The following is a 25,847-nucleotide window of genomic DNA, read 5'->3' on the forward strand; positions in this document are numbered from 1 at the left end:
AGCACCGCAACTTCATCGTGACACCCGATGGACCCTCAGGCGGATAAGTTCTCGAAAAGAGAAGCGAAAGATCTCGCGCAACGCAACATATTGCAGAAAATCACGCACTCTGAACCCCTCGGGTCGGTGGCGCCCAAAAGTCCCCGGCGCAGCCACCGAGCAGTGCTCCCACCGCAGTCGCCGTGCTGCGACTCGCGTCGTGAGCGCATTGCTCCGACTCCCGCGTGTGCGCCGGGACGTATGGCGCCCTCGTCCGAGCTGCACCTTTGGTTCTCCGCCACCAGCGAATTGTCTTCGCCAAACGCGGTGTCGGTACCCGCCGACGTTCTACGGTGAATAGCGGGGGAGGTTCACTCGCTCGATGGCGCCGTCCAGGTGTGCCGAGTCGCAACGAGCTGGTGACTTTTCTATGCAACCGAGGGTGAAATGTACGACTGCACCGTTATTTTCGGTCGTGAACGGGCGCAGAAGCTTTGGGAGTTGATGCGTGAGGCGAGCGGGACCGCATGCCCGTGCGCACGCGGTGGTCCGTGCATCTTCGACTGGGCCCACCGGGACAGCTTCTCCGTCGTCACGCATGCGTCGGAGGCTCCGGGGTCGGAGCGGAACGGCTGACAGCTGACCTGCGGCATGAAGCAGCTGCCCGAATGGTCCAGCAGCACCGCCCGCCTCACCACGAGGGCGAGGCGGGCGGCATACGTGCTCGGACACGGCGACGGGCGCGGAGGTCAGCTGGGAGTCACTCCGAGCTCATGCCCGTCTTGATGAGGTCCATGACCGAGCTGTCGGCCAGCGTCGTCACGTCACCGACCTCGCGGCCCTCGGCGACGTCGCGCAGCAGGCGGCGCATGATCTTGCCGGAGCGCGTCTTCGGCAGCTCGCTGACGATCATGATCGAGCGCGGCTTGGCGATGGGACCGATCTCGTTGCCCACATGGTTGCGCAGCTCCTGCACGAGGTCCTTGCCCTCGCCCGGCTCGTCGGCTTCCTCGACGAACTCCTGGCGCAGGATCACGAAGGCGCAGATGGCCTGGCCGGTCGTGTCGTCGGTGGCGCCCACGACGGCGGCCTCGGCCACCTTCGGGTGCGACACCAGTGCCGACTCGATCTCGGCCGTCGAGAGGCGGTGGCCCGAGACGTTCATAACGTCGTCGACGCGGCCGAGCAGCCAGATGTTGCCCTTGTCGTCGTACTTCGCGCCGTCGCCGGCGAAGTAGTACTTCTCGCCGAACCGCGACCAGTAGGTCTGCTTGTAGCGCTCCGGGTCGCCCCAGATGCCGCGCAGCATCGCTGGCCACGGCTTCGTCAGCACGAGGTAGCCGACCTTCTCGGCTTCGGTGAACGGCTGCCCCTCGTCGTCGAGGATCTCGGCGCTGATGCCCGGGATCGGCTTCTGCGCCGACCCGGGCTCGAGCGTCGTGACGCCGGGCAGCGGGCTGATCATGATCGCGCCGGTCTCGGTCTGCCACCACGTGTCGACGATCGGCGCGCGGTCGCCGCCGATGTTCCGGTGGTACCAGAGCCACGCCTCCGGGTTGATCGGCTCGCCGACCGACCCGAGCAGGCGCAGCGAGCTCATGTCGAACTTCGCCGGGATGTCGGTGCCCCACTTCATGAAGGTGCGCACCGCGGTGGGGGCGGTGTAGAGGATCGTCACCTTGTGGTCCTGGACGATCTCCCACCAGCGGCCCTGGTGCGGGGTGTCCGGCGTGCCTTCGTACATCACCTGCGTCACGCCATTCGTCATCGGCCCGTAGACGATGTAGGAGTGGCCGGTGACCCAGCCGATGTCGGCCGTGCACCAGTAGACGTCGGTGTCGCGGTGCACGTCGTGGACGACCGCGTTCGTGTAGGCGCACTGCGTCAGGTAGCCACCGGTCGTGTGGAAGATGCCCTTCGGCTTCCCGGTGGTGCCCGAGGTGTAGAGGATGAAGAGCGGGTGCTCGGCCTCGAACGCCTGTGCCTCGTGGGTCGGGGCGGCCTTCTCGAGCGCCTCGTGCCACCAGAGGTCCCGGTCGTTCCACGCGGTGTCCTGGCCGGTGCGCCGGACCACGAGGACGTGCTCGACGGAGGTGTCGCCGTGGTCGAGGGCCGCGTCGACGGCGGGCTTCAGGGCCGACGGGGCGCCGCGGCGGTAGCCGCCGTCGGCGGTGATGACCACCTTGCACTCCGCGTCGTTGATGCGCGAGTGCAGCGCCTCCGCGGAGAAGCCGCCGAAGACCACCGAGTGCGGGGCGCCGAGGCGGGCGCACGCCAGCATCGCGACCGCGGCCTCGGGGATCATCGGCAGGTAGATCGCCACGGTGTCGCCCTTGCCGATGCCGAGGTCGGCGAGCGCGTTGGCGGCGCGCTGCACCTCGGCGTGCAGGTCGGCATACGTGATGTCGCGGGTGTCGCCCTCCGGCTCGCCGACGAAGTGGATCGCGACCTTGTCGCCGCGCCCCTCCTCGACGTGCCGGTCGACGGCGTTGACGCAGGCGTTGAGCTCGCCGTCGGCGAACCACTTCGCGAACGGCGGGTTGCTCCAGTCGAGCGACTGCGTGAAGGGCTTGCTCCACGTGAGGTAGGTGCGGGCCTGCTCGGCCCAGAAGCCTTCAGGGTCCGCATCCGCCTTGTCGTAGAGGTCCGCCGTGCCGTTCGCCTGGGCGGCGAACTCGGCCGGCGGTGGGAAGGTCTGTCCCTCGTTGACGAGGTTCTCGAGCGGCTTCTCGCTCACGGTGTCACCCTTTCGCATCGACTCTGGTGCGGTCCCGCCGCCCGCGGCGGCGTTCCTTGAGCACAGCTCAACTTCAGGCTAGTTCGCGCACCCGGCGCAGGAGCGGCGGGTACCGCCATTACCGGCGAGTAGTCGCCCAAGGGCGCGCAGACTGTCGACGAGCGGTCGGGAAGCGGCGGCCGTCCGGGGCGGGGCGGCCGCCGTCGCGACGTGGTGCCAGGTGCCGCTGGTGCCGGTCGTGCGTGACGCTCTCGTCGGCGAGCGGCTGCGGCCCCCGCTGATGCCGACCCGACCGGGCGTTCGCCGCGCGGGGCCGCCCCAGGACGCCCGCTCAGTAGCTCATCCCCATCACCGCCCGCACCGTCGCCAGCGTCCGCTCGGCCACCTCGTTCGCCCGGGCGTTGCCCTCGTGCAGCACCGAGGTGACGTATGCCGGGTCGCGGGCCAGGTCGATCCGCCGCGCCCGGTGCCCGGCCAGCGACTCGTTGACCGCCTCGGTCACGAGCTCCTTGAGCGCCCGGGCGCCCCCGTCGCCGACCCGCTCGGCCACCGACTCCGGTGACTCCTCGAGGAAGAGGCCGGCGATCGTCAGCAGGTTCGTGACGGCCGGACGACCGCTGGGGTCGTGGGTGATTCGTCGCTCGGAGTCGGTGCGCGCCGCGCGGATCCGGGCCGCCGTCTCGTCCGCCGTGTCGCGCAGGTTGATGACGTTGCCCTTGCTCTTGCTCATCTTCGTGCCGTCCGTGCCGAGCAGCAGCGGGACGTCGCTGAGCAGGGCCTCGGGCTCTGCGAAGACACCCTGCCCGGCGGCATACCTGCTGTTGAAGCGGCGGGCGATGGCCCGGGTCTGCTCGAGGTGCGGCAGCTGGTCGCGGCCGACCGGGACGATCCGGCTGTGGCAGAAGAGGATGTCGGCCGCCTGGTGCACCGGGTAGGTCAGCAGCAGCCCGGACAGCGGGCGCCCGTCCGAGAGGGCCAGCTCGTCCTTGACGGTGGGGTTGCGGCGCAGCTCCGCGTCGGTGACGAGCGACAGGAACGGCAGCATCAGCTGGTTGAGGGCCGGGACGGCGCTGTGGGTGAAGATCGTCGTGCGGGCCGGGTCGAGGCCGGTGGCGAGGTAGTCGAGGACGAGGCCTCGCACGTTGGTGCCCATCTCGCCGACGGAGTCGCGGTCGGTGATGACCTGGTAGTCGGCGATCACGACGAAGGTCTCGACTCCCTTGTCCTGCAACCGGACCCGGTTGCGCAGGCTCGCGAGGTAGTGACCGATGTGCAGTGGCCCGGTGGGCCGGTCGCCGGTCAGCATCCGGAAGCGGGCAGGGTCCTCGGTGGCGTGATCGTCGATGAGCGCGTCGAGCACGGCGCTGCGCTCGCGCGCGGCGGCATACGTCCTGCTGTCGTCCGTCTCGACGGGGCTGACCGGGCTGACGGTCGGCGTCGTGGTGGGGATGGTGGCTGTCATGGGTCTCTCCTTCTCGTGGTGCCCACGGGAGAGGCCGGTGCCGGGACGGTGCGCCCCGGACATGCGAAGAGCCGCCCGTGGGCGGCTCCGGATCTCGGGTTGGTTCGATGGGCCGCCTCAGCTGGGCAGCCACCACGCGCGGGTCGGTGCGAGGCTCGAACACATGTCAGTCAGGATACGCGAGGAGCACGCGCTGGGCGACCAGCGTGACCCAGCGGCTCGGCTCGCCGGGCCGCTCGTTGGGCACGTAGGTCCGGCCGGGGTAGGCACGGCCGGCGCTCCAGCGCCCGTCGTGACGGCGGCGGCTGCGGAGGACGTCGAGCGCGTCGTCCATGCGCGTGTCGCGTGAAACGCCTGCTGCTGCAAGGGCATCCAGCCCGCGGAGGATGTCGAAGTGCCACCGGGCCGGGTGGTGCAGGCGGGTCAGCTCGGCATCGATGACCTCGCCGGTCCGCTCGCTCCGGAAGAGCCGGTGACGCAGGAGGAACTCCACCGATGAGGCGCGGGCGTCCTCGAGCTCGTCCCGGCGGTGGTGGAAGCCCGACTGCACGTAGGTGGTGATGCCCTCGATGACGCACACCGTGGTGTGCACCGAGGAGTGCTGCACGTCAGCGCCGGGACGGTTGTGCCGGCAGTTGAAGCCGCCGTCGGCGACGCGTTCGCGCAGCAGGAAGTCGACGACGGACCGCAGCCCGTCGCCGTCCGCCCAGAACCAGCTGGCGTAGTTGAGGAACATGCCGTTGACGCAGGCGTCGCTGGGTCTGCGTCGCGAGGACGGGTTGATGCCGCCGTCGTCGCCCTTCTCGCTGGCCAGGACGAGCGCGACCGTCTCGTGGGCCGCGGGCTCGGTCGCCGGGCAACCGATCTCGCGCAGCTGCAGGAGGGTGTAGTGACTCGAGGTCCACTTCGGCGAGTAGAAACCGCGGCCCCAGTGCCCCTTGGGGCCGCGTCCAGCAAGGAGCGCCGCGCCGACTCCCTCGGTGGCGATGCGCTGCTGCAGGCGCGGGTCCTCGTGCCCGAGCAGGTCGCGCGTGGCGAGGTAGGCCACCGCCACGTCACCGTCGAGCAGCCAGTCCAGCACCTCCGGAGTGGGCACGATCTCATCGTCGCAGGGCGGCCGGGCCCGTGTGGCGGTCCTAGGCTGGAAGCCGTGCCAGAACCGACCGCCGCCCGCGCCATCCCCGCCCCGCAGCCCACCCAGCAGGCCGCGCGGCAGGCCGCACTGGTCGACCAGCTCGCCGCGCTCGTCGAGCTTCCCGACGTGCGCGAGCGCGCGGACGCCGCCCGCGAGGCGTGCACCCGGCTGCGGTTCCACGAGGCGCTGCGACGGCGGATCCCCGAGGCGTCGGCCGAGTCCCGCGTCCGCGGGGCCCAGGCCAGCGCCGCCCTCGACGGCGCCGAGTTCCCGGTCGACCTCGTGCGTGAGCTGATCAGCGGCGCCCGCGAGTGGCCCGAAGAGCTCGATCCGGGCCTGCGCACCCTCAAGGGCGCAGTGGCCGCCTCGGCCGAGAGCGAACGCGTCGTCTCCCTCGTGCGCACGGCGCCCCTGCAGGCACTGGCCCGGCTCCACGTCGCTGCCGCCGCCCCGTTCGTGCAGGGCGACGCGCTCGGCCGCCCGCGCACCGGCACGGAGGGCTGCACCGAGCTCGTCGACCTCGGCCTCGCACCGGAGCCGACGGTCGTCGCCGCCCGGCTGGCCTCGCTCTCGGACATCGTCGTGGCCGCAGCCGGCACCAACCGCGTCCCGGCCTCCGTGGTCGCCGCCCTCGTCCACGCGGAGATCGTCGCCGTCCGCCCCTTCGTCCACGGCAACGGCCTCGTCGCACGCGCGATGGAGAGAGCCCTCGTCCAGGCCCTCGGACTCGACCCCACCGGCGTCGCCGTCCCCGAAGCCGGACACGTCGCCGGCGGGGGGCCGGCCTACCTGGGCGCGCTGACGGCATACGCGGAGGGTGGCGCCCGGGGCGTGGGCCTGTGGCTCGCCCAGGCGGGGGAGGCGCTCGTGCGCGGCGCCGCCGAGGGTGAGCGGATCAGCGACGCGGTGCGCGCGGGTCGCCTCCGCTGAGGGCGCCCGTCCTTTTTGGGCGGGGTGTCCACGTGACGGGACACTTTCTGGAAGCCCGGCGCCGGCAGGGGTGTCGCCACACCGGGAGCGTGGAGTAGAACGGAGTCAGGAACCACATCGCCGAGAGGCGTAGGCCGGATCCCTTGCAGGACAGAAGTCTCGAGAAGATGCCGAGTACCCACGCGAGAGCAGTTCACTTGGAACCGTCCACCCCCGGGCGCACAACCGGGGCGACACTTCGAAAGATGCACGCCTGGTAGCACGGAACTTCTCTGGAGGCCCCTGACCCACGGTCGAGGGGCCTCCGCCCTGTTTTGTCGCCCGCCAAGATTTCACCTCCGCGAATAGTTCCGGTACGAAGTCGGGAAAAATCCGCCTCAGTGGGGACAAGTCGGTTTGCATTCGAGCGAGCCAGGGGTCACGATTGATGAGGTGCTCCCCCTAGGGGTCGAGCATCGCGCGATCTGGCTCCTCCCCCCCGGCGCCAGGCTCGTGAGGTGGCCTCCGTCTTCCCCCGGACGGAGGCCACCAATGCTTTGTCGGCCTTCCGGAGCCGCCGGCGAGTCCGGGCGGCGGGGGTTGTCCACACCCCCTCGGTGAGATGTGCCGCTGTCCACCGACCTGCGTATGCCGCTGGGCCCGGCCACATCGCTGCGTGACCGTTGGCGCATGGGAACTGTCATCGCCTTCGTGCCTGCCTCCGGTGGGGTCGGGTCCTCGACCCTCGCCGCCGCCGTCGCCGTGCGGGCCGCTGCGGCAGGCCGCTCGGTCGCGGCCGTCGACCTCGACCCCTGGTCCGGCTGCCTCGACGTCGTGTTCGGCCTCGAGCAACAGCCGGGATGGCGCTGGCCCGAGCTCGCCGAGGTGGCGGGCGTCGTCGACGGCCAGGGCCTGGCCGACGAGCTGCCGGTGTCGTGCGGGGTGCCCGTGCTCTCCGGGGCCCGGGGTGCCGGGTGGGGGACCGACCCTGATGCTGCCTCGGTCGAGGCGTGGCTCGAGACGGTGCCCGACGTGGTGGCCGGGCTCGCCGACGCACACGCAGTGACCGTGCTCGACCTGCCGCGGCACCCGTCGGTCGTCGCGGCGGTCGCCCTGCTCGTCGACGCGGTCGTCGTGGTGACGGGGTCGCAGGTGCCCCAGCTCGGCTCGGCCTACGTCGTCGTCGCCGGCGTGCGCGGACTGCTGGCCCGGGCCCGTGACGCCGACCGTGCGTGGGAGGCGGAGCCGCTGCTGCCCATCGAGCCCTGGGTCGTGCTGCGAGGCGGACGGGTCGAGCCCGACCTCGAGGACCTGGTCGTCGACCAGCTCGACGTGCCCCTGGTGGCGACGGTGGGCGAGGACCGACGGCTCGTCGCTGAGGTGACCGACGGGCTCCCGCCGGGTGCTCGGGGGCGCGGTGACGTGGTCCGGCTGGCCGACGAGCTGCTCCTGCGGCTCACCGAGCAGGCGATCGCCGCATGAGGGGCGACGACAGCGAGTCGCCTCGTGGCTCACTGACGCAGCGGCGGTTCCTGCCGGCACCCGGCACGGCCCACGCCGCTCCGTCCGGCCCTTCGGTGAGGTGTCTGCGATGAGCCTGACACCGGCGATGTGGCAGCGGGTGCGCGACGGCGTCGGCCCCGACGGCGCCGCCGTCGACGACGTGGCGGTGCAGGAACGGGGCGCCCTCGGGGCCCACCGGGTCGCCGAGACCCGATCGGCCCTTGCTGCTCGGGTGCTCGGCGCCGGCCCGCTCGACCCGTGGCTTGCCCAGGCCGGTGTCACCGACGTGGCGGTCAACGGCGACGGGCGCATCTGGGTCGACCGGGGCTGCGGCATGGAGTGCGTCGGCGAGCGGCTGGCGCCCGACGAGGCCCGGGGACTGGCCGTGCGGCTGGCGGGCCTGGCGGGGCGGCGCCTCGACGAGGCGAGCCCGTGGGTCGACGGCCAGCTGCCGTCCGGGGCCCGGTTGCACGCGATGCTCCCGCCGCTCGTCGCCGGCGGCCCACACATCACCATCCGCGTCCCGCCCAGTCGTCCCGTGTCGCTGGACGAGCTCGGCGGCAGGGGGATGTTCCCGCCGGAGTGGGAGCCGGTCCTGCGGGCCCTCGTCTCGAAACGGCTGGCCTTCGTGGTCTCGGGCGGCACGGGCGCCGGCAAGACGACCCTGCTCGCCGCGCTCCTGGGCTGCGTCGACCCACTCGACCGGGTGCTCGTCGTGGAGGACGTGCGCGAGCTGAGCGTGGACCACCCCCACCTCGTCCGGCTCGAGGCCCGTCCGGCCAACGTCGAGGGCGTCGGCGAGGTGACGCTCACGACGCTCGTGCGGCAGGCGCTGCGGATGCGGCCCGACCGGATCGTCGTCGGGGAGGTCCGCGGCGCCGAGGTGCGTGAGCTCCTCGCCGCGCTGAACACCGGCCACGAGGGCGGCTGCGGCACGGTGCACGCCAACGCGCCCGGCGACGTGCTCGCCCGGTTCGAGGCCCTGGGTGCCTTGGCAGGGATGGGTCCCGAGGCGGTCCGGGCGCAGCTCGCCGCTGCCATCGACCTGGTCGTGCACGTGACCCGCCACCGGGGTGTGCGCCGCATCGCCTCGGTGGCTGCCCTCTTCCGCCGTGACGGCGCGCCGCAGGTGGTGACGGCACTGGAGTGGGACGGGCCGGGGCAGGCTGCGCGCGTCGGCCCGGGCTGGCCCGCGGTGGCAGCCCGGCTCGGTCTGGCGGCTGACCTGCTGGTCCACCTGCGACCCGCGGAGGCATCGTGACCGCGCAGGGTGCCGTGCTCGCGGCATCGGCCCTGGCCGCAGCGGCCTCGGTCGCCGCTGCCGTGCTGCTGTGGCCGCGCCGCAGGTCCGCGGTCGGCGCGTTCGTGGACGCCTGGTCGGTTCCGGTCCCCGGGCACGGTTCGAGAGGTCCCGCCCGGGTCGGCAGTCTCTGGCACGAGGACCCGGTCGACCTCTATCGGCGCTGGAGGCTGCGGCGAAGGCCCGGGGTGCTCGTCGACGACGTCCTCGAGCTGCTGCGTGGCATCGGCCCGGCGCTCGAGGCCGGGTTGACGCCGAGCCGAGCCATCGACCTGGCCGCCACGTCCACCCTCGGCGCGGAGCGAGTCGCTGCCGCGAGGGGCGCGGTGCGGGCCGCTCGTGCGTCTCGGAGGTCTCCTTCCGGCCGGTCGGGAGCCGATGGCGACGACGCACCCGCCGCCGACATCGACCGGCTCGTGGGTGACCTGCTGGAGGCGAGCGACCGGGCCGCACCGACCTCCCCGGTGTGGGCCGGGTGGGCCGAGCGCAGCGCCTCTGCGGACCTTCGCCTCGTCGCCGCCGCCTGGCGACTCTCGGAGACGACGGGTGCGCCGCTCGCCTCGGCAGTCGACCGAGCTGCCCGCGGGCTGCTCGATGCGCGGACCAGGCGCGGCAAAGTCGCCGTCGCGGTCGCCGGTCCCAGGGCCACGGTGACGGTGCTCACCCTGCTGCCGCTGACCGGACCGCTGTTCGGGCTCGCGTGCGGTGTCGACCCGGCCGGCCTCTACCTGGGCTCGCCGCTCGCCGCCGCCTGTGCCACTGTCGGCCTCGGCCTGGTGTGGTCCGGCCGCGTCTGGTGTGCGCGCCTGGTCCGTCGGGCGGTGGGGCGATGAGCGGGTCGGATGTCCTCGCGCGCCTGCGCGACGCCGGTGTGCCGACCTTCGTGGCTGCGGCGCTGGTCGCCGTCGCCGTTCTGGTCCTGCTCGGCGGTCGAGAGGCCTCCGGGACACGTGCCGCCGGAGGTCCGGGAGAGGACCCCGTCGCTCCCGCGGGGGAACGACCTGCGTCCCGTGCTCGCCGCTCGTTGGTTGGGCACCTGCGTCCCAAGGACGTCGGTCGGCGGCATGCTGCCGAGTCCGAGGTCGCGGCGGCGCTGGCACTGCTCGCCCTGGCATACCGCTCCGGCCTGCCCACGTGGGACGTCCTCGACGCCGTGGCGGACGGGATGCCCGGCCCGGTGGCCACGGACCTGCAGCAGGTCGCCGCCGCCCTGCGGTGGGGAGCCACCGACGGCGAGGCGTGGACGTCCGTCGGGCCGACGTGGGCTCCGGCCGCAAGAGCGGTGGCGGTCGCCCACCAGGCCGGCATCCCGCCCGGTCCGATGCTGCTCGCGGCCGCCGACGACCTCCGCGCCGCGGAGCTGGAGCGGCTCGAGGTGTCGGCCGCCAAGGTCGGGGTGCAGCTCGTGGCGCCGCTCGGCCTCGTGCTCCTTCCGGCCTTCTGCCTCACGACGGTGGCGCCACTCGTCATCGCGCTCGCCGGCGACCTGCTGCAGACGTGAGGCGCCGCCCACCTCCGCTCCCGACGGCCGCGGCCGGTCCATGGCCTTGCTCGTCCCCCGCTGCCCCGTCCCGTCCCGCCGCCTAGTGCATCCGTCGCGTCCCGCCGCCCCTTGGTGGTGGCCGTCGGCAGCACCCCACACGTCCCGGGCACCCGTCCGGACCAAGAGAAGGAGAACCCATGACCCACAGACTGATCCGGCGCCTCGCCCGCCGGCGTGACACCGGCATGACGACCGCGGAGTATGCCGTCGGCATCATGGCCGCGTGCACGTTCGCGCTCGTGCTGCTCGGCGTGGTCAAGTCCGATGCCGTGAAGAGCGCCCTCGCCGGCATCGTCCAGAGCGCCCTGGGAATCGCGGGGTGAGGAGCGACCGGAGCCGGTCCCGCAGGCGACGGGACCGCGGGATGGTGACGGCCGAGCTCGCCGTCGCCATCCCGTCCGTCGTCCTCGTCCTGGCCATGTGCCTCGTCGCCGTCAAGGCCGGCATCGACCAGATCAGGTGCGTCGACGCCGCGCGCATCGCGAGCCGGTCCGCGGCGCGGGGGGACGACTCGGACACCGTCAGGACCCTCGCCGCCCGCGCTGCCCCTGACGGCGCTCGCGTGCAGGTCGACGCCGGAGTCCAAGGAGTTCGCGTGACCGTCTCGGTCCGGACCGGCGGGTGGGGCGCCCTGCCCGGCTGGGAGCTCAGCGCGACGGCGGTCACGCCCGTCGAGTCGACGTCATGAGGCGGCGCACCGCCACGGCCCAGGAGGTGACCCGCCGGGACGACCGTGGTGCGGCGACGGTGCTGCTGGTGTCGGTGGTCGCGGTGGTGCTGGCGCTGACGGCCGGAGGCCTGGTCCTCGTCTCGGCGGTGGTGGCCAGTCATCATGCCCGGCTCGCAGCCGACCTCGGCTCGCTCGCCGGTGCGTCCGCGATCCAGGACGGCCTCTCGCCGGTTCAGGCCTGCGGCGTCGCCCAGCAGGTGGCCCACACGAACGGCGCTGCCCCGCAAGGGTGCACGGTCACGGGCGAGGATCTCGACCTGCGAGTCACGGTGCGCGCGGCCCTGTGGCCCGAACCGGCCGTGGCGCGCGGACGAGCGGGCCCCCGACGCTAGCCAGGTCAGCGGTTGCGCCAGGCGTCCGGAGCGGCCAACAGCTCGCGCACCCGGTCCGGCAGGTCGCCGGTCCGCAGGTCGTCCAGCGACGTGTCGTCCAGCACCTCTCTCAGGCTCGCGCGCACCGCGACCCAGAGGCTCGGCAGATGGGCCGCCACCCCCTGGTACTCCGTCTCGTGCGGCCGCAGGCCCCGGACCTCGGCGAGCGGTCCGTCGACGGCCCGGAAGACGTCCGCCACGCTGATGTCCTTGCTCGGCCGCCCCAGCACGTAGCCGCCCTGCGACCCCCGACGGCTCACGACCAGGTCGGCGCGGCGCAGGTCGGCGAAGATCGCCTCGAGGAACTTGCGGGGAAGGTCCTGTCGGGTGGCGAGGGCGTCGATGCTGATCGGTCCCGACCCCTCCGCCGCGGCCTCGGCAAGGATGAGCATGGCCCTGACTGCGTAGTCGACCCGCGCCGAGATGTCCACCCTCGCAGTCTGCCGCACGAGCGCGCTCCGGCCGACGCGACCCCACCGCGCCGCGGGTCCCGCGCACCCGCCAGCCCGCGCACGGCTGTTCTCAAGAGCGGTACGGGTCCAGGAATCTCACCGGACGAGTAGTCCCGGGCAGTGCCGGGGGACAGCACTGCCCGGGACGATCAGATGGCGACCGGCTCGACGTCGACGACGCTCGACCGTCCGATCGCGCGGGCCTGCACGGTCTCGCCGCGCTGCAGCTGCAGCCGGGCGGCGTCGTGCCGTGAGACCTGGGCCGCGAAGCGCTCGCCCGTGTCGGTCCGCAGCTCGACGCGGACCTCGAAACCGAGCGGCACGACCCGCTCCACCACGGCGGGCACGACCCCGGGCGAGCCCGCAACCTCGGCGTCGAGGGCCAGGGCCGCCACCCGGTCGCGCTCGAGCACGATGTCGTGGGGCCGCACGAGCTGGTCCCCGAGCCGCGCCACCGAGCCCAGGAAGCCCATGACGAAGTCGTTGGAGGGTCGCTCGTAGAGCGCCACTGGATCGCCCACCTGCTCGATGCGGCCCTTGTTGAGCACCGCGATGCGGTCGGCGACGTCGAGCGCCTCCTCCTGGTCGTGGGTCACGAGAACGGTCGTCACGTGCACCTCGTCGTGGAGGCGACGCAGCCACTGCCGCAGGTCGGTGCGCACCTTCGCGTCGAGGGCACCGAACGGCTCGTCGAGCAGCAGCACCTGCGGGTCCACGGCGAGGGCGCGGGCCAGGGCCATGCGCTGACGCTGGCCACCCGAGAGCTGCGCCGGGTAGCGGTGGCGGAAGCCCTCGAGACCGACGATCTCGAGCAGCTCGCCGACCTTCTTGTCGATCTCGGCCTTGGGTCGCCTGCGGATCGAGAGGCCGAACGCCACGTTGTCGCGCACCGTCATGTGCTTGAACGCCGCGTAGTGCTGGAAGACGAACCCGATGCCGCGTCGCTGGGGCGGCTCCTCGGTGACGTCGCGGCCCTGGATCGTCACCGATCCCGAGTCGAGCGCCTCGAGCCCGGCGATGGAGCGCAGCAGGGTGGACTTGCCCGAGCCGCTGGGCCCGAGCAGTGCCGTCAGCGATCCCTTGGGGATGTCGAGGCTGACGTCGTCCAGCGCCGCGAAGGAGCCGTACCTCTTGCGAGCGTTGGTCACGGTGATCATCGGTCACTCCTCTTGCGGTCGAGCACGGTCATGAGCAGCAGCACGACGAGGGCGATGCCCATCAAGAGGGTCGCGGCGGCGTACGCGCCGTAGGTGTTGTGGTCGTCGATGTAGCGGGAGTGCACCAGCAGGGTCAGCGTCTGGGAGACCCCGGCGAAGCCGGAGGACACCATGATCACCGCGCCGAACTCCCCGAGCGCCCGGGCCACCGTGAGCACCACGCCGTAGGTTAGGCCCCAGCGGATGGCCGGGAGCGTGATGCGCCAGAAGGTCTGCCAGCCGCTGGCGCCCAGCGTCGAGGCCGCCTGCTCCTGGTCCAGGCCGATCTCGTGGAGCACCGGCTCCACCTCACGGACGACGAACGGCAGGGTCACGAAGATCGTGGCGATGACCATGCCGGGTAGTCCGAAGATGACCGTGAAGCCGGCCCGGTCGAGGGCGCCGAACCAGCCGGCCGAGCCCCACAGCATGATGAGCGCGACGCCGACGACGATGGGTGACACCGCGAAGGGGAGGTCGACGACGGCCTGGAGGAGCCCGCGCCCGCGGAACCGTCCTCGCACGAGCGCGAGCGCCGTGGCAACGCCGAAGACGACGTTGACCGGGACCGTGACCGCCACGATCAGCAGAGAGAGGTTCAGGGCCGACCGGGCCGCCGGCGTCGAGACCGAGGCGAGGAACTCCGTCAGACCGGGCGAGAACGTGCGCCACAGGATGACGGCGATCGGGATGCCGACGAGGGCGAAGAGGTAGCCGAGGGCGACCGTGCGCAGCGAGAGCTGCGTCGCGCGGGAGACCTTCATGAGTCACCCTCCTCACGTCGCCGGCTCCGGCTCGACACGGCGCGCAGCACGAGCAGTGTCACGAACGCGATCGCGAGCAGCGCCACCGAGACGGCAGCCGCGGCCTGCGGACGGTCCACCTCGATCTGCTGCTGGATGTACTGCGAGGCCACCTGCGTCTCGTGCGGGATGTTCCCGCCGATCAGCACCACTGAGCCGTACTCACCGATCGCGCGGGCGAACGCCAGCCCGGCGCCGCTGATGATGGCGGGAGCCAGCGCCGGCAGCACGATGCGACGGAACGTCGTCCACCCGGATGCGCCGAGGGACGCGGCGGCCTCCTCGACCTCCCGGTCGGTCTCGATGAGGACCGGCTGCACCGATCGGACCACGAAGGGCAGGGTGACGAAGAGCAGCGCGACCACCAGCCCCGGTCGGGTCGCGTTGAGGTGCACGCCGATGGGGCTGTTGGGGCCGTACAGCGAAAGCAGCACGATGCTCGCGACGATGGTCGGCAGGGCGAACGGCAGGTCGATGAGGGCGTTGACGACCCGCTTGCCGCGGAAGTCGTCCCGCACGAGCACCCAGGCGACCAGGGTGCCCAGCACGGCGTTGACGAGGCCGACCACGGCCGACACCAGCACGGTGACCGTCAGCGCGGCCAGGGCGGCGGGCGAGGTGATCGCCCGCCAGAAGCCGGACAGGCCGTCGTCGAAGGCGGCCACCGTGAGCGCCGCGAGCGGCAGCAGGACGATGATGCTGAGCCACAACGTGACCACCCCGACGCCGAGTGGCCGGGCGAGGCCGAGGCGCCTGCGTGAGCTGGGCGTCGGTGGGACGTCCCGCCCGGCACTCGTCGGGGAGGTCGAGGGGTCCGAAGGGGTGGCGCCCGGGTTGCCGGCAGCCTCCAGCGCCGGCGGACCGGGCGCCAAAGACGTCGACATCGCGGCGCGCCGGTGCTCGTGCGTGTGTGCGGTCATGGTCGCCTCCGTCTCCGGGTCCGTCTCGAGGTCCGCCTCGGCAGCCTGTCGGAGCTCACTGGGTGGCCTGGTCGTAGATGACCGCGATGTCACCCACGTCCTTCTTGAAGAGCGTGCCGTCGACGGCCTTCCAGCCGCCCAGGTCGGCGATGGTCCAGAGCTTCTGCGGTGCCGGGAACTTCGAGGCGTAGGCAGCCGCGACCGTGGCGTCGACGGGCCGGAAACCGGCCTCGGCGAGCAGCTTCTGGGCCGGCGCGGTGTAGAGGAACTCGTTGAACGCCTTCGCTTTCGCCACGTTCTTGCTGCCCTTGAGCACCGCGGCCGGGTTCTCGATCTTGAACGTCTGCGGCGGGGTGACGTGCTGGACGGGGTCGCCGTTCTTCTCGATGAAGAGCGCCTCGTTCTCGTAGCCGAGGAGCACGTCGCCGCTGCCCTGGAGGAAGGCCTCCGTGGCCTCGCGCCCGGACTTCGGCTGGATCTTCACGTGCTGGCTGACGAGGGACTTGATGTAGGCCAGGCCGGCGGACTTGTTCGTGCCCCCGTCGCTCTTGGCGGCATACGGCGCGAGCAGGTTCCACTTGGCGGAGCCGGACGAGAACGGGTTGGGGGTGACGACCTCGACACCGGGCTTGAGCAGGTCGTCCCAGTCGTGGATCCCCTTGGGGTTGCCCTTGCGGACGACCATGGTCACGACCGATCCGAACGGGATCCCCTTGTGCTCGTTGGCGTTCCAGCTCGCATCGACGAGGCCGGCGTCGACCAGGCGCGTCACATCGGGCTCGACGGAGAAGTTGACGAAGTCGGCCGCGGCGCCGGCCGCCACCTTGCGGCTCTGGTCGCCCGACGCGCCGTAGCTCTGCTGGAACTGGACGCCAGACCCGGCGGGAGTCTTCTGGAAGGCCGGGATGAGGACGTCGAAGGCGACCTTCGGCACCGAGTAGGCGTAGAGGTTGACCGTGCTGGTCGCGGCGGCGGCGGCGGTGGACCCGGGCTGGGCGACTGTGTCGCTGGCCCCGCCGCCACCGCAGGCGGTCAGACCGAGTGTCCCGGTCACGGCGAGGGTGACGACAAGAAGAGCTGGACGGCGCATCGACAGGCTCCTGACGTGGACGGGCGGGCGCATGGAAGTGACAGGCCCTGGGAAGCGGCTGCTTTCCTACTGGAAGGGTAGGACCGTTTCCTACTTTCCATATGGGAGTTTGAGGAAATGCGTCCGGGCGCGCCAGTGCAGCCCGGTTTCGTCTCAGACTCTGGTCCCGCCTGAGGCCACCCGAGCCGGGCGGCCCAAGCCGGGTGGCCCAAGCCGGGCGGCCCAAGCCGGTCAGGCGGTCAGCAGCCCGCGCCCGCGCACCGCAGCGTGAGGTCCAGCAGCGCCACGGCGCCGGCCTTGTCGAGCGGCTCGTTGCCGTTGCCGCACTTCGGCGACTGGATGCACGAGGGGCAACCGGTGGCGCACTCGCACGACGCGATGGCGTCCCGAGTCGCCTTGAGCCATGGACGAACTCGTCGATAGCCGCGCTCGGCGAAGCCGGCACCGCCGGGGTGCCCGTCGTAGATGAGGATCGTCGGCAGGCCGGTGTCCGGGTGCAGCGCCGTCGACACCCCGCCGATGTCCCAGCGGTCCGCCGTCGCGAAGAGCGGGAGCATCCCGATCGCCGCGTGCTCGGCCGCGTGGGCAGCCCCGGGTATGCCGTCCTCCGCCACCCCGGCCGCCGCGAGCTCCTCGACGGGCATCGTCCACCAGACGGCCTTGGTGGCCAGCGACCGCGGCGGCAGGTCGAGCGGGTGCTCGCCGAGCACCTCGCCGCCGGGCAGGCGGCGCAGGAAGGAGGTGACCTGGTTACGGACCGTCACGTGCCCGAAGGAGCACCGCAGCGGCCCCCAGTCCTCGTGCTCGACCTCGTGCACGATCTGGAAGTCGCTGACCGACTGCGCCTGCGTGGTCCACCCGGGGTCGCCGCGGACGGCGAAGGCGGCGTGGTCGTCGAGGTCGAGCTCGGTCACGACCCACGTCTGCCCCTGGTGCAGGTGCACGGCTCCGGTGTGCACCTGCGAGTGCGCCGCCGCGTCGTCGACCGTGCCGACGACGCGGCCGGTGCGCGTCTCGATGATCCGCACCGGCTCGCCGGCGCCGCGCAGCGACAGGTGGTCGGCGGGCCGGTCCTCGCGCCCCCAGAACCAGCCGCGGGGCCGCTTCTTGAGGATGCCCCGGGCCACGAGCGCGTCGAGGAGGCCGCGTGTCTGGGCCCCGAAGATCGCCACGTCGGCCTCGGTCATGGGCAGCTCGGCGGCGGCCGCGGCCAGGTGCGGCGCGAGCACGTGGGGGTTCTCGGGGTCGATGACCGTCGCCTCGATCCCGCGGCCGAAGATCGCCTCGGGGTGGTGCACGACGAAGGTGTCGAGCGGGTCGTCGGCGGCCACGAGCACCGCCAGCGAGCGCGCCCCGGACCGGCCGGCGCGGCCCGCCTGCTGCCACAGCGACGAGAGCGTGCCTGGCCACCCGGCGAGGAGCACGGCGTCGAGGCCGCTGACGTCGACACCCAGCTCGAGCGCGTTCGTCGCCGCCAGCCCAAGCAGCTCCTTGGACCGCAGGGACCGCTCGAGCTCGCGCCGCTCCTCGGGCAGGAAGCCGCCGCGGTACGCGGCCACGCGCCCCTCCTCGGTCACCGGCACCCGTTCCTTGGCGATGCGCGCGACGACCTCGACACCGGCGCGCGAGCGGGCGAAGGCCACCGTCTGCACCTGCTCGCGCACGCACCCGGCCAGCAGCTCACCCGTCTCGGTGATGGTGCTGACCCGCTGCGGCTGCCCGGTCTCGTCGACGAGCAGCGGGGGCTCCCAGAGGGCGAAGGTCATGGGCGCGCGAGGTGATCCGTCGCTGGTCACCGGCGTCACCGGCATGCCGAGGAGCCGCGAGGCGTGCTCCTCCGGGTCGGCCACGGTGGCGGACGCGAAGACGAAGGTCGGCTCGGCGCGGTAGCGCGCGGCGACCCGGCGCAGCCGACGCAGCACCGCGGCCATGTGGGCGCCGAAGACCCCCTTGTAGACGTGGCACTCGTCGACGACGACGTAGCGCAGCGCCCGCAGGAACGAGCTCCACCGCTCGTGCCCGGGCAGCAGGGAGTGGTGGAGCAGGTCGGGATTGGTGAGCACGAGGTTGGCGTGGTCGCGGATCCAGCGCCGCTCGTCGTTCGGGGTGTCCCCGTCGTAGGTGGCCGGCCGCACGGCAGGCAGCGCCAGCCGGTCGATCCGGCTCAGCTGGTCGGCGGCGAGCGCCTTGGTGGGGGAGAGGTAGAGCGCGGTGGCGCCGCGGCCGTTCGGCGCGCCGGCCCCCGCGGTCAGGTCGGTGAGGATCGGCAGGTGGTAGCCGAGGCTCTTGCCCGAGGCGGTGCCGGTGCTCACGACGACGTGCCGACCGGCGTGCGCGGCCTCCGCGACCTCGACCTGGTGCGACCATGGCGCCTCGATCCCCGATGCGAGCAGGGCGCCGAGCAGCGTGGGGTCGACCCACTCGGGCCAGTCGGCGTGGACGGCCGCGCGGGCAGGCACCTCGTGGACGTGCACGAGACGTTCGGGATGGTCGCCGACGAGCGTGCGGAGCAGGTCCTCCGGCACGGTTCGCATCGGCGTGGACTCCCCGTTCATGTGGAGCAACCGTATGCCGTCGGGGTACGGTTGCCGTCGAGCGGGGGCATGTTACTCCGTAGTCAGCAACGCAGGTGGAATCGTCGTCAGGGAGTTCGGGGGGGAGACTCCCGGACCGGTCCGAAGCCACCTCGCACCGGAAACCATCTAGCCAGTGTGGGCACAGGAAGGGGCACAGGTGGATCTCTCGATCACCCGAGCCGACCATGGCGAGCAGACCGTGGTGCACCTCGGCGGTGAGATCGACGTCTACACCGCGCCGGTCGTGCGCGAGAAGCTGGACGAGCAGATCCAGGCCGGGCGCACCAACCTCGTCGTCGACCTCACCGACGTCACCTTCCTCGACTCCACCGGCCTCGGGGTCCTGGTGGGCCGGCTCAAGCTGACCCGCACCCGCGGTGGCTCCATGCGCCTGGTCGGCAGGGACGACCGGGTGCTCAAGGTCTTCGCGATCACCGGCCTCGACAAGGTGTTCGAGATCCACCCGGACCTCGAGGCGGCGCTCGCCGCCGGCCGCGCCGGGGCCGGGTCGAACGGCGCGGGCGAGGGGTCCTGAGCGACACGCCCGTCGTCGACGAGCGACTCCTCGCGCTGCTGCGCGCGGACCTCGCGGCGGCCCGCTTCACCGTCGACGGCGTCGCCGAGCGGTTGGGGTGGGTGGCCTCGGCGGCGCTGCACCGCGAGCAGCCGCTCCCGGCGCTGCTCGCGACGGAGGCCGAGGCGTCCGCCACGCCGGCCGACGACGCGTGCGGTGTCCTCATCCGCCTCTTCACCCTCGGCCGCCGCGTGCGGGCCGCTGCGCTCGCCTCCGCGCTGCCGACGCTCGGCGTCGAGGGCGCCGTCGCCCTCGGCCTGGTCCGCCTCGAGGGTGGCCGGGCCGGTTTCGGCCCGCCCGATTTCGGCCCAGCCGGGGGATCCGACGGCGCGAGCGCGGCCGTCGCCGACCGCCAGGTCGTCGCCACGTGCGACCTGCGGCCCTACGGCGACGACGCGCACGACTGGTGGGTCGCCTCGGATCTGTCGGAGGTGGCCCTCGGCGGTCCGCTGCGGGCCGACCACGTGCTCGGCATCGGCGGGGCCTCCACCACCCTCGCGTCGTGGACGGTCCGCCGGCCCGTCGCGCGGGCGCTCGACCTCGGCACGGGCTGCGGCGTGCAGGCGCTGCACCTGACGGGACACGCCCGCTCGATCGTCACCACCGACATCTCCCGGCGAGCTCTTGCGTATGCCGCCTTCAACCTCGCGCTGGCCGCCTCGGAGGAGCCGGGTGCCGTCCCGCCGGTCGAGCTGCTCCGCGGCGACCTGCTCGAGCCCGTGACGGGGCAGCAGTTCCCGCTCGTGGTCAGCAACCCGCCGTTCGTCATCACCCCGCGTGACGAGGACCTGACGCTCTACGAGTACCGCGACGGCGGTCGCGCCGGCGACACCCTCGTCCGCTCGCTCGTGCGCCAGGTCGGCACGGTCCTCGAGCCCGGCGGCATCGCCCAGTTCCTCGGCAACTGGGAGGTCCCGACCGGACGCACGTGGCGCGACGTCTGGGGCGAGTGGCTCGACGAGCAGGCCCGCGAGGGCGTGCCGCTCGACGCCTGGGTCGTCCAGCGCGAGTCGCAGGACCCCGCCGAGTACGCCGAGCTGTGGGCCCGTGACGGCGGGGCGCAGCCGGGCAGCGAGGCCCACTCGAGGATGTATGCCGCGTGGCTGCGCGACTTCGCCGCCCGCGACGTCGAGCGGGTCGGGTTCGGCATCGTGACCCTCCAGCGCCCGGCGACCGACCGCGCCCCCTGGCGCTCGCTCGACGAGGCGTACGGCCCCGTCGCCGCGCCCATGGGCCCGGCGGTCGACGCAGGGCTGCGGGCACGGACCTGGCTCGCCGAGCACTCCGACGACGAGGTCCTCGACGTGGCGTGGTCGTGTGCGCTCGACGTCACCGAGGAACGCCACGGCCTGCCGGGCGCGGAGGACCCGAGCGTCATCCTCGTCCGCCAGGGCGGTGGGCTGGGACGGGTGGTGCGGGCCGGGACGCTGCTGGCGGCATACCTCGGCGTCGCCGACGGCGAGCTGACGGCGGCAGCGGCCCTCGACGCGATCGCGACGGTGCTCGGCCTCGACGCGGCGGGGGTGCGTGCCGAGCTCGTCCCGCAGGTCCGCGACCTCGTCGCCGACGGCCTCCTCGTCTGACGCGACCTCCCCGCGAACCCCAACGTCATCCGTTCGAGACCCGTGAGCCCGACGCCGTCCCCGTTCCACTCCCACCACGTACCTGACGCCCCGACCGCGATCCGTCTGACGTATCGGTCCGGGAGCCGCGCGATCCACGAAAACGCTTGTGAGTGAGTGCTCACTCATTCAGAATGGACCGGTGCCCACCCACCTGGACAGAGCGACGGCGCCGCAGACCACGCCGCAGACCATGCCGCGGACCACCCAGCGGCGTGCCGCCCCGATGGACCCCGACGAGCGGCGCGACGCCCTCGTCGACGTCTTCCTCCGGCTTGCCCACCGCGAGGGACGCAACCCGACCACGAGCGAGATCGCGCAGGAGGCCGGTGTCGCCGAGGGCACCATCTTCCGGGCCTTCCCCACCAAGGAGGTCCTCGAGAAGGAGGCCGTCCAGGCCGCCTTCTGCCCGGCCCCCGTGCGGCGGCGCATCGCGGCCATCGACCCCGAGGGGTCGCTGCGTGAGCGGCTCGTCGACTTCACCCGCATCATGCAGCTGCGCTTCACCGAGGTCTTCGGCCTGATGGGCGCCCTGGGACTCACCCAGCCGCCCAACCGCGGGTTGCACGAGGCCTGCTACGAGGCGGGGCGTCACCTGCGTGGGCACGCCGACCACGAGGAGCACCAGGCGGCGCACCAGCCGCTGCTCGAGGCCATCCACGACCTGCTCATCCACGACGAGGACTGCCTCGTCGTGCCCGGCACCGACGTCATCCACCGCATCCGGCTCCTGACGTTCTCCGGCAGCCACCCCGGCATCGCCGACGGCAACGTGCTGACCCCGGAGGAGATCGTCGACACCGTCCTGTTCGGGCTCGTGCGCCGCGATCCCGCCGGCGCGCAGGAGGGCGACCTGTCGATCGCCGCGCTCCACGCCCAGCTCGGCGGCGACCCGCGCCACCTGACCGACGAGTGGGAGGCGCGACCGTGACAAACCGGTTGACCCTCACCCCACGTGAGTCCCTAGCGTTGCCGAGCGACCACCGCCCGCACCCCATGCTCCGAAAGGCACCCTCATGCTGATCCGGCTCCTCCGCAGTCACCTGCACCCCTACCGGGGCCAGATCGTGCTCATCGTGCTGGCGCAGCTGGTCAGCACGATGTCCTCGCTCTACCTGCCGAGCCTCAACGGCGAGATCATCGACCAGGGCGTGGCCACGGGCGACACCGCCTTCATCATCAGCCACGGCGGCCTCATGCTCGCCGTCAGCCTCGTGCAGATCGCCGCCTCCGTGAGCGCCACCTACCTCGCGGCGAAGGTCGCCATGGGGATGGGGCGCGACGTCCGCGGCAGCGTCTTCGGCAAGGTCGTCGAGTTCTCGGCCCAGGAGGTGACGCGCTTCGGCGCCCCGACGCTCATCTCCCGCAACACCAACGACGTGACCCAGGTGCAGATGGTCGTCTTCATGGGCTTCGCCCTGCTGGTGACCACGCCGATCATGATGGTCGGCGGCATCATCATGGCGCTGCGCGAGGACGTCGGCCTCTCCTGGCTCGTCGCCGTCGCCGTGCCGCTCCTCGGCCTCTTCGTCGGCCTCGTCGTCTCCCGCATGCTGCCCTGGTTCGGGCGCATGCAGACCTCGCTCGACGGCGTCAACCGCGTCATGCGCGAACAGATCACCGGCATCCGCGTCGTGCGGGCGTTCGTGCGCGAGGCCCACGAGGAGGCCCGGTTCGCCGAGGCCAACGGCCGGCTCACCGACGCCGGCCTGCACGTCGGGCGCCTGATGGCGCTGGTCTTCCCGATCGTGATGTTCATCTTCAACGTCTCGACCGTCGCCGTCATGTGGTTCGGCGCCAAGCGGATCGAGTCCGGTGACATGCAGATCGGCGAGCTGACGGCGTTCCTGTCCTACCTGGTGCAGATCCTCATGGCGGTCATGATGGCCACGTTCATGGCCACGATGATCCCGCGCGCCTCGGTGTCGGCCACCCGCATCCAGCAGGTGCTCGACACCGACTCGTCGGTCGTCGAGTCGGTGCAGCCGCTGCGGCTGCCGTCCGGGTCGGCCGGGCTGGACCTGGTGGGGGTGGACTTCCACTACCCGGGAGCCGAGGCGGCCGTGCTGCACGACGTCAGCTTCCGCGCCGAGCCGGGGCGCACGACGGCGATCATCGGCTCCACCGGCGCCGGCAAGACCACCCTGCTCGGCCTCGTGCCGCGCCTCTTCGACGCCTCGAAGGGCAAGGTGCGGATCGGCGGCGTCGACGTGCGCGACCTCGAGCTCGACGAGCTCTGGAGCAAGATCGGCCTCGTCCCGCAGAAGCCCTACCTCTTCAGCGGCACCGTGGCGAGCAACCTGCGCTACGGCAACCCGGACGCCACCGACGAGGAGCTGTGGGACGCCCTGCGGATCGCCCAGGCCTTGGACTTCGTCTCGGCGATGGGCGGCCTGGAGGCGGCCATCGCGCAGGGCGGCACGAACGTCTCCGGCGGCCAGCGCCAGCGGCTCGCCATCGCGCGCGCCGTCGTGAAGCGGCCCGACATCTACCTGTTCGACGACTCGTTCTCCGCGCTCGACCTGTCGACCGACGCCCGGCTGCGCCGGGCCCTGCGGCCGGCCACCTCGCGGAGCACGGTCGTCATCGTCGCCCAGCGCGTCTCGACGATCGTCGACGCCGACAACATCCTCGTGCTCGAGGACGGCCGCATCGTCGGCCAGGGCACCCATGACCAGCTCGTCGACTCCTGCGAGACCTACCGGGAGATCGTCGAGTCGCAGCGCAGCGCGGAGGAGGCGGCCTGATGGCCGAGGGAGTCAAGACGGCCGAGGAGAAGGCCGCCGAGAGCCGGCGGGGACCGGCACGCCGGGGTGGCCCGCCGCACATGGCGATCGGCCAGCCGACCGAGAAGTCGCTCAACTTCGGGCCGTCGGCCAAGCGGCTGCTCGGCCGGCTGCGGCCGCACCGGGTCAAGGTCGGGGTCGTGCTGGTGCTGGCGGTCGTGAGCGTCACCCTGAGCTCGATAGGCCCGAAGGTCCTCGGCCGGGCCACCGACCTCATCTTCGCCGGCGTCGTCGGGCGCACCATCAAGGCGCCGCCCGGCACGACCAAGCAGCAGGTCATCGACGCCCTGCGCCAGCAGGGCAGGACGACGTATGCCGACCTGCTGGGCAACGTCGACTTCATCCCCGGCCAGGGCATCGACTTCGAGGCGCTGGGTCAGGTGCTCCTGCTCGTCATCTCCCTCTTCGTCGTCGCGTCGCTGCTCATGTGGGCCCAGGGCTGGATCCTGCAGGGCGTGCTCCAGCGCACGATGTTCGACCTGCGCCAGGAGGTCGAGGCCAAGCTCAACCGCCTGCCGCTGCCCTACTTCGACAAGCAGCCGCGCGGCGAGGTGCTGAGCCGCGTCACCAACGACATCGACAACGTCAACCAGTCCCTGCAGCAGACGCTGTCGCAGCTGCTCAACTCGCTGCTGACGGTCGTCGCGGTCCTCGCGATGATGTTCTGGATCTCGTGGGTGCTGGCCCTCATCGCCCTGGTCACGATCCCGATCTCGGTCGTCGTCACGGGCCTGATCGCCAAGCGCTCGCAGAAGCTGTTCGTCCAGCAGTGGCGCAACACCGGCGAGCTCAACGGCATCGTCGAGGAGACCTTCACCGGGCACGGCCTCGTCAAGGTCTACGGCCGGCAGAAGGAGACCGAGGCCGACTTCAAGCGCAAGAACGACGAGCTCTTCGGAGCCTCGTTCGGGGCGCAGTTCATCAGCGGCATCATCATGCCGGTCATGATGTTCGTCGGGAACCTCAACTACGTGGTGATCGCCGTCGTCGGTGGCCTGCGCGTCACGTCCGGCACGATGACCCTCGGTGACGTGCAGGCGTTCATCCAGTACTCCCGCCAGTTCACCCAGCCGCTGACCCAGGTCGCCTCGATGGCGAACGTGCTGCAGTCCGGGGTCGCCTCGGCCGAGCGTGTCTTCGAGGTGCTCGACGCCGACGAGCAGGAGCCCGACGCCGTCTCGCCGGCGCGCATCGAGGACCCGCACGGGGCCGTCGCGTTCGAGGAGGTGTCGTTCTCCTACACGCCGGACAAGCCCCTCATCGAGGACCTCGACCTGTCGGTGCGACCGGGCCAGACCGTGGCCATCGTCGGCCCCACCGGGGCCGGGAAGACGACGCTGGTCAACCTCATCATGCGGTTCTACGAGCTCGACGGCGGCCGGATCACGCTCGACGGCGTCGACATCCGTGACCTGACGCGCCACGACCTGCGCTCGCGCATCGGCATGGTGCTGCAGGACACGTGGCTCTTCGGCGGCACGATCCGCGACAACATCGGCTACGGCCGCCCCGGTGCCACCGACGAGGAGGTCGTCGCGGCTGCGCGGGCCACGTTCGTCGACCGCTTCGTGCACTCGCTGCCCGACGGCTACGACACGGTGCTCGACGACGAGGCTTCCAACATCTCGGCCGGCGAGAAGCAGCTCGTGACGATCGCCCGCGCGTTCCTCTCCGACCCCGCGCTGCTCATCCTCGACGAGGCGACGAGCTCGGTCGACACCCGCACCGAGCTGCTCGTGCAGAAGGCCATGGCCGCACTGCGCTCCGACCGCACGAGCTTCGTCATCGCGCACCGCCTCTCGACGATCCGCGACGCCGACCTCATCCTCGTGATGGAGGAGGGCCGCATCGTCGAGAAGGGCTCGCACGCCGAGCTGCTCGCCGCCGGCGGCGCCTACGCCACGTTGTATGCCGCCCAGTTCGCAGGTGCCGCAGCCGACCTCGACGAGGGGGCAGGGGCACCCGCCGGGGCGGACGGCATACCCGAGCTGGCAGGGGTCGGGGCGGCAGCGCCGGGACCGACCGGCGGACCGGGCGTCCCGGCGCCCGACAACGCGGTCACCTCGGACGGCACCGCAGCCGACTGAGCGAGCGACCCGTCTGGGCCTGCTGGGACAACCGGCCGGAACGAACCCGCATCTCCGCGCCTGAGGGCACGA

Annotated in this window: 22 protein-coding genes; 13 read left to right on the forward strand and 9 right to left on the reverse strand. The window is 72.1% G+C overall.

Annotated elements, in window-relative coordinates; translation table 11 throughout:
- Positions 1-739: 739 nt before the first annotated feature.
- The 3 genes from acs to ABD194_RS01715 all read right to left on the reverse strand — a co-directional run bounded on the left by acs (position 740) and on the right by ABD194_RS01715 (position 5,274).
- Positions 740-2,734: an acetate--CoA ligase gene (acs, locus tag ABD194_RS01705; RefSeq protein WP_343986554.1), complete on the reverse strand. Its 1,995-nt coding sequence runs from the start codon at positions 2,732-2,734 to the stop codon at positions 740-742.
- A gap of 313 nt (positions 2,735-3,047) precedes the next feature.
- A complete protein-coding gene (trpS, locus tag ABD194_RS01710; RefSeq protein WP_343986557.1) occupies positions 3,048-4,178 on the reverse strand; it encodes a tryptophan--tRNA ligase in 1,131 nt (376 codons plus the stop codon).
- 166 nt (positions 4,179-4,344) lie between these two features.
- Entirely contained in the window at positions 4,345-5,274 is a 930-nt protein-coding gene (locus ABD194_RS01715) for a prenyltransferase/squalene oxidase repeat-containing protein (protein ID WP_343986560.1), read from the reverse strand.
- 54 nt (positions 5,275-5,328) lie between these two features.
- Here ABD194_RS01715 and ABD194_RS01720 point away from each other — a divergent pair, with 54 nt between their 5' ends.
- The 8 genes from ABD194_RS01720 to ABD194_RS01755 all read left to right on the forward strand — a co-directional run bounded on the left by ABD194_RS01720 (position 5,329) and on the right by ABD194_RS01755 (position 11,630).
- The gene (locus ABD194_RS01720; RefSeq protein ID WP_343986563.1) at positions 5,329-6,243 is read left to right on the forward strand and encodes a Fic family protein; all 915 of its coding nucleotides are present in this window, start codon (positions 5,329-5,331) and stop codon (positions 6,241-6,243) included.
- A gap of 669 nt (positions 6,244-6,912) precedes the next feature.
- A complete protein-coding gene (locus ABD194_RS01725; RefSeq protein WP_343986565.1) occupies positions 6,913-7,704 on the forward strand; it encodes a CpaE-like family protein in 792 nt (263 codons plus the stop codon).
- A gap of 109 nt (positions 7,705-7,813) precedes the next feature.
- Positions 7,814-8,986: a TadA family conjugal transfer-associated ATPase gene (locus ABD194_RS01730; protein ID WP_343986568.1), complete on the forward strand. Its 1,173-nt coding sequence runs from the start codon at positions 7,814-7,816 to the stop codon at positions 8,984-8,986.
- Positions 8,983-9,858 (forward strand): type II secretion system F family protein, encoded by an 876-nt coding sequence (locus ABD194_RS01735; RefSeq protein ID WP_343986571.1) that lies wholly within the window; start codon positions 8,983-8,985, stop codon positions 9,856-9,858. The genes ABD194_RS01730 and ABD194_RS01735 overlap by 4 nt, the downstream gene beginning before the upstream one ends.
- On the forward strand, positions 9,855-10,526 hold the full coding sequence (locus ABD194_RS01740; RefSeq protein WP_343986574.1) for a type II secretion system F family protein: 672 nt from the start codon (positions 9,855-9,857) through the stop codon (positions 10,524-10,526). The genes ABD194_RS01735 and ABD194_RS01740 overlap by 4 nt, the downstream gene beginning before the upstream one ends.
- A gap of 179 nt (positions 10,527-10,705) precedes the next feature.
- Positions 10,706-10,891, forward strand: a complete 186-nt coding sequence (locus ABD194_RS01745; protein ID WP_343986577.1) for a DUF4244 domain-containing protein — start codon at positions 10,706-10,708, stop codon at positions 10,889-10,891.
- Between the two features lie 41 nt (positions 10,892-10,932).
- Positions 10,933-11,256 (forward strand): TadE family type IV pilus minor pilin, encoded by a 324-nt coding sequence (locus tag ABD194_RS01750; RefSeq protein WP_343986580.1) that lies wholly within the window; start codon positions 10,933-10,935, stop codon positions 11,254-11,256.
- Positions 11,253-11,630, forward strand: coding sequence for an Rv3654c family TadE-like protein (locus ABD194_RS01755; RefSeq protein ID WP_343986582.1), 378 nt, complete (start codon positions 11,253-11,255; stop codon positions 11,628-11,630). The genes ABD194_RS01750 and ABD194_RS01755 overlap by 4 nt, the downstream gene beginning before the upstream one ends.
- A gap of 5 nt (positions 11,631-11,635) precedes the next feature.
- Here the strand turns inward: ABD194_RS01755 and ABD194_RS01760 are convergent, their stop codons facing one another.
- The 6 genes from ABD194_RS01760 to ABD194_RS01785 all read right to left on the reverse strand — a co-directional run bounded on the left by ABD194_RS01760 (position 11,636) and on the right by ABD194_RS01785 (position 18,685).
- Positions 11,636-12,100 (reverse strand): RrF2 family transcriptional regulator, encoded by a 465-nt coding sequence (locus ABD194_RS01760; RefSeq protein ID WP_343986584.1) that lies wholly within the window; start codon positions 12,098-12,100, stop codon positions 11,636-11,638.
- A 170-nt stretch (positions 12,101-12,270) separates the two neighbouring features.
- Positions 12,271-13,278: a sulfate/molybdate ABC transporter ATP-binding protein gene (locus tag ABD194_RS01765; RefSeq protein ID WP_343986586.1), complete on the reverse strand. Its 1,008-nt coding sequence runs from the start codon at positions 13,276-13,278 to the stop codon at positions 12,271-12,273.
- The gene (gene cysW, locus ABD194_RS01770) at positions 13,275-14,081 is read right to left on the reverse strand and encodes a sulfate ABC transporter permease subunit CysW (RefSeq protein WP_343986588.1); all 807 of its coding nucleotides are present in this window, start codon (positions 14,079-14,081) and stop codon (positions 13,275-13,277) included. The genes ABD194_RS01765 and cysW overlap by 4 nt, the downstream gene beginning before the upstream one ends.
- On the reverse strand, positions 14,078-15,040 hold the full coding sequence (cysT, locus tag ABD194_RS01775) for a sulfate ABC transporter permease subunit CysT (protein WP_343986590.1): 963 nt from the start codon (positions 15,038-15,040) through the stop codon (positions 14,078-14,080). Before cysT ends, cysW begins: the two co-directional genes overlap by 4 nt.
- Positions 15,041-15,095: 55 nt before the next feature.
- Positions 15,096-16,130 carry a sulfate ABC transporter substrate-binding protein gene (locus ABD194_RS01780; RefSeq protein WP_343986593.1) on the reverse strand — a complete coding sequence of 345 codons (1,035 nt, stop codon included), beginning with the start codon at positions 16,128-16,130 and terminating at the stop codon, positions 15,096-15,098.
- A 239-nt stretch (positions 16,131-16,369) separates the two neighbouring features.
- Positions 16,370-18,685, reverse strand: coding sequence for a DEAD/DEAH box helicase (locus tag ABD194_RS01785; RefSeq protein WP_343986596.1), 2,316 nt, complete (start codon positions 18,683-18,685; stop codon positions 16,370-16,372).
- Between the two features lie 178 nt (positions 18,686-18,863).
- Here ABD194_RS01785 and ABD194_RS01790 point away from each other — a divergent pair, with 178 nt between their 5' ends.
- The 5 genes from ABD194_RS01790 to ABD194_RS01810 all read left to right on the forward strand — a co-directional run bounded on the left by ABD194_RS01790 (position 18,864) and on the right by ABD194_RS01810 (position 25,775).
- On the forward strand, positions 18,864-19,241 hold the full coding sequence (locus ABD194_RS01790) for an anti-sigma factor antagonist (RefSeq protein WP_343986599.1): 378 nt from the start codon (positions 18,864-18,866) through the stop codon (positions 19,239-19,241).
- A complete protein-coding gene (locus ABD194_RS01795; RefSeq protein ID WP_343988167.1) occupies positions 19,238-20,863 on the forward strand; it encodes a DUF7059 domain-containing protein in 1,626 nt (541 codons plus the stop codon). The genes ABD194_RS01790 and ABD194_RS01795 overlap by 4 nt, the downstream gene beginning before the upstream one ends.
- A gap of 181 nt (positions 20,864-21,044) precedes the next feature.
- Positions 21,045-21,833, forward strand: a complete 789-nt coding sequence (locus ABD194_RS01800; RefSeq protein ID WP_343986602.1) for a TetR/AcrR family transcriptional regulator — start codon at positions 21,045-21,047, stop codon at positions 21,831-21,833.
- 85 nt (positions 21,834-21,918) lie between these two features.
- Positions 21,919-23,649, forward strand: coding sequence for an ABC transporter ATP-binding protein (locus tag ABD194_RS01805; RefSeq protein ID WP_343986605.1), 1,731 nt, complete (start codon positions 21,919-21,921; stop codon positions 23,647-23,649).
- Positions 23,649-25,775, forward strand: coding sequence for an ABC transporter ATP-binding protein (locus ABD194_RS01810; protein WP_343986608.1), 2,127 nt, complete (start codon positions 23,649-23,651; stop codon positions 25,773-25,775). The genes ABD194_RS01805 and ABD194_RS01810 overlap by 1 nt, the downstream gene beginning before the upstream one ends.
- Positions 25,776-25,847 lie beyond the last annotated feature (72 nt).

This window comes from Terrabacter terrae (assembly GCF_039529575.1).
In the GTDB taxonomy this organism is placed as follows: domain Bacteria; phylum Actinomycetota; class Actinomycetes; order Actinomycetales; family Dermatophilaceae; genus Terrabacter; species Terrabacter terrae.

What these genes read in the sequence shown, in the direction of transcription:
- acs (WP_343986554.1), bottom strand. Translation starts at nt 2,734, where the DNA reads ATGCGAAAGGGTGACACCGTGAGCGAGAAGCCGCTCGAGAACCTCGTC.
- trpS (WP_343986557.1), bottom strand. Translation starts at nt 4,178, where the DNA reads ATGACAGCCACCATCCCCACCACGACGCCGACCGTCAGCCCGGTCAGC.
- ABD194_RS01725 (WP_343986565.1), top strand. Translation starts at nt 6,913, where the DNA reads ATGGGAACTGTCATCGCCTTCGTGCCTGCCTCCGGTGGGGTCGGGTCC.
- ABD194_RS01730 (WP_343986568.1), top strand. Translation starts at nt 7,814, where the DNA reads ATGAGCCTGACACCGGCGATGTGGCAGCGGGTGCGCGACGGCGTCGGC.
- ABD194_RS01740 (WP_343986574.1), top strand. Translation starts at nt 9,855, where the DNA reads ATGAGCGGGTCGGATGTCCTCGCGCGCCTGCGCGACGCCGGTGTGCCG.
- ABD194_RS01745 (WP_343986577.1), top strand. Translation starts at nt 10,706, where the DNA reads ATGACCCACAGACTGATCCGGCGCCTCGCCCGCCGGCGTGACACCGGC.
- ABD194_RS01750 (WP_343986580.1), top strand. Translation starts at nt 10,933, where the DNA reads ATGGTGACGGCCGAGCTCGCCGTCGCCATCCCGTCCGTCGTCCTCGTC.
- ABD194_RS01755 (WP_343986582.1), top strand. Translation starts at nt 11,253, where the DNA reads ATGAGGCGGCGCACCGCCACGGCCCAGGAGGTGACCCGCCGGGACGAC.
- ABD194_RS01765 (WP_343986586.1), bottom strand. Translation starts at nt 13,278, where the DNA reads ATGATCACCGTGACCAACGCTCGCAAGAGGTACGGCTCCTTCGCGGCG.
- cysW (WP_343986588.1), bottom strand. Translation starts at nt 14,081, where the DNA reads ATGAAGGTCTCCCGCGCGACGCAGCTCTCGCTGCGCACGGTCGCCCTC.
- cysT (WP_343986590.1), bottom strand. Translation starts at nt 15,040, where the DNA reads ATGACCGCACACACGCACGAGCACCGGCGCGCCGCGATGTCGACGTCT.
- ABD194_RS01780 (WP_343986593.1), bottom strand. Translation starts at nt 16,130, where the DNA reads ATGCGCCGTCCAGCTCTTCTTGTCGTCACCCTCGCCGTGACCGGGACA.
- ABD194_RS01785 (WP_343986596.1), bottom strand. Translation starts at nt 18,685, where the DNA reads ATGAACGGGGAGTCCACGCCGATGCGAACCGTGCCGGAGGACCTGCTC.
- ABD194_RS01805 (WP_343986605.1), top strand. Translation starts at nt 21,919, where the DNA reads ATGCTGATCCGGCTCCTCCGCAGTCACCTGCACCCCTACCGGGGCCAG.
- ABD194_RS01810 (WP_343986608.1), top strand. Translation starts at nt 23,649, where the DNA reads ATGGCCGAGGGAGTCAAGACGGCCGAGGAGAAGGCCGCCGAGAGCCGG.